Source organism: Lonsdalea iberica (assembly GCF_002111585.1).
Lineage (GTDB): Bacteria > Pseudomonadota > Gammaproteobacteria > Enterobacterales > Enterobacteriaceae > Lonsdalea > Lonsdalea iberica.
The window spans coordinates 23,646-30,336 of record NZ_LUTP01000038.1; the positions used below are offsets into that span (position 1 = coordinate 23,646).

Here is a 6,691-nt window from a genome sequence, read left to right on the forward strand (position 1 = left end):
GGAATCCACATGTCTGAACCACAATCTCAGGGTGCCGAACAGGCGCAGGATCTTAATAACGAACTCAAGGCGCGTCGCGAAAAGCTGTCCGCTCTGCGTGAAACCGGCGTGGCCTTCCCGAACGATTTTCGTCGCGACACGACGTCCGATCGACTGCATGCCAGCTACGATGATAAAGACAATGAAGAGTTAGAGCCGCTGGGGCTGGAAGTGACTGTCGCTGGCCGTATGATGACCCGCCGCATCATGGGGAAAGCCTCTTTTGTGACACTGCAGGACGTGGGCGGACGCATTCAGCTATACGTTTCCCGTGATGACCTGCCGGAAGGCGTCTACAACACCCAGTTCAAAAAGTGGGACCTGGGCGATATCCTGGGCGCACGCGGTAAACTGTTCAAAACCAAGACCGGCGAGCTGTCCATTCACTGTACCGAACTCCGTCTGTTGACCAAAGCCCTGCGCCCGCTGCCGGATAAATTCCACGGTCTGGCCGACCAGGAAACGCGCTACCGTCAGCGTTATCTGGACTTGATCGCTAACGACGAATCTCGCAACACGTTCCGTATTCGCTCTCAGGTGATGGCGTCTATCCGCCGCTTCATGGTGGAAAAGGGCTTCATGGAAGTGGAAACGCCGATGATGCAGGTGATCCCGGGCGGTGCGTCTGCGCGTCCGTTTATCACGCATCACAATGCGCTGGACATCGATATGTACCTGCGTATCGCGCCTGAGCTGTACCTGAAACGTCTGGTGGTCGGCGGGTTCGAACGTGTATTCGAAATCAACCGTAACTTCCGTAACGAGGGGATTTCGCCGCGTCACAACCCTGAATTCACCATGATGGAACTTTATATGGCGTACGCCGACTATAAAGACCTCATTGTGTTGACGGAAACGCTGTTCCGCACGCTGACTCAGGACGTGCTGGGCACCACCACGGTGGAATATGGCGATCAGACCTTCGACTTCGGCAAGCCGTTTGAGAAGCTGACGATGCGTGAAGCGATCTGCAAATACCGCCCTGAAACTAACGTAGCGGATTTGGACGATCTGGAAAAAGCCACGGCGATTGCACAGTCTCTGGGGATCAAGATCGAAAAAAGCTGGGGTCTGGGCCGTATCGTGACCGAGATCTTCGAAGAAACGGCGGAAAGCAACCTGATCCAGCCGACCTTCATCACCGAATATCCGGCGGAAGTATCACCGCTGGCGCGCCGTAACGACGAAAACCCGGAGATCACCGATCGCTTTGAATTCTTCATCGGCGGCCGTGAGATCGGCAATGGCTTCTCTGAGCTGAATGATGCGGAAGATCAGGCTGAACGCTTCTCTCAGCAGGTCAGCGCCAAAGATGCTGGCGACGATGAAGCGATGTTCTACGACGAAGATTACGTCACCGCGCTGGAACACGGTATGCCGCCGACGGCGGGCCTGGGCATCGGTATCGACCGTATGGTGATGCTGTTCACCAACAGTCATACCATCCGCGACGTCATTCTCTTCCCGGCCATGCGCCCGCAGAAATAATGACGACGACAGCCTCATTGTATGAGGCTGTCCGTTCTCAGCACGGTGTGATGAAGACCGTGCTGAGATGAACGTCTTAGCCCCACGCTTTGCGTGGGGTTTTTCTTTTCTGGGCTTGGCTGCGCCGTTCACCGTGATTGTTGGCGCCGTGAGTTTTCGCGCGTGGTCGAGGAATGTCGCCGTATGCCTGTGTGACCACCGTTAGCGAAGAGAAATAACTGCAGCATAAACCTTGGCTCGATAGTCGGCAGCGGCCTACCGCAGGACCACGTCGTACCTCAGATTCTTTTTTCAGCGCATTTAATTGCTTAAAACGCAGTCACTTTGACGGGTTTTTATCTTGCCCGGCAAACAGATAGCGCTATAATGCGGGCACTTCTCCGTGCGGGCGTAGTTCAATGGTAGAACGAGAGCTTCCCAAGCTCTATACGAGGGTTCGATTCCCTTCGCCCGCTCCAAAAATCAATTCTCCTGAACGCCAACGAACTTAGCTTTCCCCTTTTTAAATAATGCGTTATGGCTTTTATTAACCCATTCAACTGAATAGCGTTCTCTCTGGGTAACTCGCTGCGGGTTGTGAATACCAGCAACCTTCATCGCGTCCTTCCTCGCTTGCTGCCATCCAATACCGCAACGGTTCCTTTGACCACACCGTCACGTTTCGGACGCTTCTCACCATCGTGAACCTGGAGCCGATAAATTCACAATCTCGCTCAACTCCGTGTCACTTCGGCCTGCATTTTCCGCCAACGCACCTAATATTTATCGGTTGATGGCGTCAAGTTCTGCCGGTGTACGCTTTGTCCGCCGAATAGCATCTTTTTCTTTATTGAATGTGTTCATACGAGCGTCCGAGAGAATAACAGTCTGAATAGGCTGGATTTTATCTAACATAATTTACTCATAAAATAGATGATGGAGTTGCAATGCCCATAGCACTTTTAGCCCTCGCCGTCGGCGCATTCGGTATAGGCCTTACTGAGTATGTAATTGCCGGAATCCTCCCGCAAATTGCCGCAGAATATAGCGTCAGTATCCCTAAAGCGGGAATGATGGCGACGTCCTACGCTCTCGGTGTCTTCGTCGGTGCGCCGCTGTTAACGGTGTTGGGCGCAAGGGTTCCGCGTAAGACCATGCTGATAGTGTTGGCCGGTATTTTCACGCTGGGCAATATCATTACGGCAATCGCACCGACGATGCCGATCGGGATTGCTGGCCGTATTATCACCTCCTTCAATCATGGCGCCTTTTTCGGTATCGGTTCGATTATAGCCGCGTCATTAGTGGCGCCTGGCCGTCAGGCAAGCGCGATAGCCTTCATGTTCTCGGGGCTGACGCTGGCAAACCTGGTCGGCGTTCCGGCAGGGACTTGGCTTGCTCAGACATTTAGCTGGAGACTGGTTTTCTGGGTGATAGCCGGTATTGGACTGCTCACGATGGCCAGTATTGCTTTGCTGATCCCGCCCATTGAGAAAGGGAAGGCAATTGCATTGAGGAATGAACTGCGTGCCTTTATCGAGCCTCAGGTGCTGCTCGTCATGGGGATTACCGTTTTCGGCCCGGCGGCCTTTTTCACCTCGATCACTTATATCGCCCCTATGATGGTTCACGAAGCGGGCTTTTCTGCTGACGGCGTTGCATGGCTGATGGTGTTGTTTGGTTTGGGGCTTGCTGTGGGCAACTGGGTCGGCGGACGTTTCGCCGATCGCTCCCTTTTCGGCACGCTGTTCGTTACCCTTGCTGCTCAGGGCGCGATTCTGCTGGTTTTCTGGGCGGGAGTCGAAAGTCAGTGGGTCACTGGCATTTCGGTATTTCTCATGGCGGCTTTTGGTTTTGCGACGGTCTCGCCGATTCAGAAGCTGGTGATGGATCGCGCCAGCCATGCTGGAGCCCCAACGATGGCCGCATCGGTCAACATTGGTATGTTTAATTTGGGCAATGCGCTGGGAGTATGGTTCGGCGGGGTGACCATTGCCGCCGGTTTTGGTTTGGCTTCTCCCAATTGGGCAGGGGCCATTATGTCGTTTATTGCGCTGGGACTCGCTTTTTTGGTGTGGCAAAGCGCCCGTAAAGGTTACGCGCCTTGCCAGTAATTGAGTGACTTGTTGGAGAGGGTGGTGGCTCACTCAGCGTGGGCAACCCTTGTGAGCTATCAACGTCATCCTCGACGATGGCAGGTTTCCCCTATCAAGAAGCTGACTCACTATACCCGTGGTTTGCTCATTGATTGAGCCAAGTTGTTCGTGGTAACCGGTTGAATGTAAGGTGTCTCCGTGTGGCAGGTATCAATCGGCTTATAAGTAAAAATGTTACCTATTTACAATGAGTTAATTTAATTTCCCCCTCATGTTTCGCCCCTCGGCACTTTCCTTGATACACCTTCTCCTATTTGATGCGCTCTTGCCGAGCAGTAATCGCACGCTTTTTGCGGTGGGGCACGGCACGGTGGTTCGCTGGACGCCTTGTCTGATGGCGTAGGCGTTCTCTGCGTTAAGTGGCTGCCCCATAGCGCCAGGCATGACGCAATTAATTCGCTGTTTTTTTCACTCTCTTAACTTCAGCCGTGAGGTGGTGGAACACGCATGAATAACGGTTCTCCATCTGCCGTTGTAATGATTGCGATAGCTCATAACTGGGTTACCGTTTCTTTTCACGGGTGATCGGTCACCCATCATTTGCGCAAAATTCATGCATTCGGTAACGTCTAACGTCACGGATAATCGCTTATCACCTTATTCCGCAAACGGCTCAACGAGTCTATTTCCTCGGCAGGCTTAACATGATAGGGCGCAGAACCGATGAAAATAGTCGGTGTGAGCAGGGCAAGGCGGGCTAAAAAATAGCATTGTTACATTGCGTGATGTGCAAAAAAAGACGTCTATCCCTCTCTCCAGGACTCTTATTTCGTTTCTTAAAAGCGATACCTTTTGCGGACAAATTTATAACCTTTTTAGATAATTCGCGATAACCGACTATTAAATAGTGAGGAGTGGATTGCAGTCATTGATAAGACGTTATTCATGTGAGGTTGTTATATTCATAGCCTTATTTCTTAATGAGTTTCCTTAATTAGATGACTTTAAAATAATAAAGTATGGGCGGTGGCTCAAGTATTTATAAATAATATATATTGTAAATATACAATTCCGTATGAAGTTGAATTAATTTTTTAAGATTTATCTGTATTTTATTTAATGGCGGTTGATTGAATAGGTGGTTTTAAAGGGGTTGTTTTTATTAATCGCATGTTTTCTAATAGCGGCGGCTGATTTTCATTATTAAAAAAACGCCAAAAACAACAGGGTTTTTTCTGGCTGATTATATTTTTCTTGTTGTTTTTGTTGGTTTTTATTCTGTTGTTTTTTTTATGTGTTCCGGAAGTTTGTGTTTGTGATGTGAATTCAAGGGCGTTTGCTTGTACGAGTTTTAATGGCGTGACTTCACTCTGCGCCATTAGATGTTTTTATCCGTGACGGTCATCAACTCAAAGTCAGCTCGATGATAAGACGTTAAGTTTTATATGTTTTTGTTTTTTCGTGATCTCATTTTTTCTTCAACCGGTAATTCTGTATTTATTATTGTGGCGCTTTCCCAAACTCTCATTATTGAGGTTGTTTATGTTGTTTGTATGAATTTTATGTCCGGTTGTTATTTAATGAGTAAGTGATAATTGCAATGAAAATGAATACAGCCGGACACAAAAGGATGACTAGGCTGAAAGTGGTATTAATTAGCGGCCTAATTAACGATAATAGAAAGGAGTTCTATGTCAATTTTCGATATGCAGCCGTATTTGCAGCGGGAAACACCCCCCATTTATCCCTTGAGTCGCGCGCAACAAGGTATCTGGTTTGCTCAGCAGTTTAAACCTGATGCGCAGGCTCGAGTCTTGAATGTTGCCGAATATGCGGACATCCCCGCAGCGTTAAACCCACAACGTTTTGAAATGGCGCTAAGAACCGCTGTCCAGGAAATGGAATCCCTGCGAGTGTGTTTAGATGTTGCATCCCTCGACGTCACTCAGTCCACGTCTGTGGCGTCGTCCTGGCGTTTTCCCATACTTGATTTTTGTCAGGAAAGTCATCCGATCGAGAAGGCGAAGCAGTGGATGGAAGCGGCGTGCAACACGCCTTTTGACCTGGAGCAGGGGCCGCTCTTTTCGTTCGCGCTGATTCAGATAGCGCCGAAACATTTTCTCTTTTTCCAATGTCACCATCATATCGTTATGGATGGTTATAGCGCATCGCTGTTGATTCAGCGGGTCGCGGAGCGCTATGCCGCGTTTTCGGCTGGGGCGTTAGTGCCGGACGGCGACTTTGTCGGGCTTGCGCAGGCACAGAAAATTGAGCGCGACTACGAGGTTTCACCCCGCGCGAGTCACGACCGGGAATACTGGCTGAAGCAGCTTGAGAACAGGCCGGAGCCGGTGAGCGTATCCGGGAGGCAGGCTCGGTGCGTGAATATAGTGCGTCGGCAGCAATATCTTCCCGAGCAGACTCATCAACTGCTTCGCCGTGTAGCGGAGCAATGTAAAGCGGCGTTGCCGGAAGTTTTGATCTCTTTGGTCGCGCTGTACTTACATCGGATCACTGGCCGTGAAGACCTGCTGCTGGGAATGCCCATGACGGCGCGTGTCGGCAAAGCGTTGCGCCGTCACCCCGGTATGGTCAGCAATGTGCTGCCGTTGCGGCTGAGTGTGAGTCCGACCACCACCTTGTCTACCGCGTTCCAGCAGGCAAAACGCGCCGTATTCGAAGTCTCACGTCACCAGCGTTACCGCTATGAAACGTTAAAGACCGATCTGGGGATGGCTGCTGGGCGTGAAACGTTGTTTTCTACGCTGATCAATATCCTTCCTTGCCATCACGATTCGCTCTATTTTGAGGGCGCGAGAGCCAGAATTCACAATCTCCTACTGGGACCGGTAGACGATCTCTCCATTACGCTGTTTGACCGAGGGGAAAACGAGGGAATCGAGCTATGCCTGAACGCCAACGCCGCGCTTTATCATGAGCGAGAGTTGGAATGGCATCTGCGTCGTCTGAGTCACTTTTTCACGGTAGCCGCGACTGAACCAGATCGCTCCGTCGGAGAGCTGACGCTGCGAGATCCCGAGGAAAGGGCCTTGATGCAACAATGGCACTCGACATCCGCCCCCACGTCG

4 protein-coding genes and 1 tRNA gene are annotated in these 6,691 nt (G+C 50.8%); 4 read left to right on the forward strand and 1 reads right to left on the reverse strand.

Going from position 1 to position 6,691, the window contains the following annotated elements; all coding sequences use genetic code 11:
- Positions 1–9: 9 nt before the first annotated feature.
- The 3 genes from lysS to AU511_RS13260 all read left to right on the forward strand — a co-directional run bounded on the left by lysS (position 10) and on the right by AU511_RS13260 (position 3,620).
- A complete protein-coding gene (gene lysS / locus AU511_RS13250) occupies positions 10–1,527 on the forward strand; it encodes a lysine--tRNA ligase (protein ID WP_094109973.1) in 1,518 nt (505 codons plus the stop codon).
- 384 nt (positions 1,528–1,911) lie between these two features.
- Positions 1,912–1,985: transfer RNA gene (locus AU511_RS13255), tRNA-Gly, on the forward strand.
- Between the two features lie 468 nt (positions 1,986–2,453).
- The gene (locus AU511_RS13260) at positions 2,454–3,620 is read left to right on the forward strand and encodes an MFS transporter (protein WP_094109974.1); all 1,167 of its coding nucleotides are present in this window, start codon (positions 2,454–2,456) and stop codon (positions 3,618–3,620) included.
- Between the two features lie 1,094 nt (positions 3,621–4,714).
- Here the strand turns inward: AU511_RS13260 and AU511_RS17290 are convergent.
- On the reverse strand, positions 4,715–4,981 hold the full coding sequence (locus AU511_RS17290; protein ID WP_139829382.1) for a hypothetical protein: 267 nt from the start codon (positions 4,979–4,981) through the stop codon (positions 4,715–4,717).
- Positions 4,982–5,293: 312 nt separating this feature from the next.
- Here AU511_RS17290 and AU511_RS13265 point away from each other — a divergent pair.
- A partial coding sequence (locus AU511_RS13265) for a condensation domain-containing protein (RefSeq protein WP_240503837.1) occupies positions 5,294–6,691 on the forward strand: 1,398 nt, incomplete at its 3' end.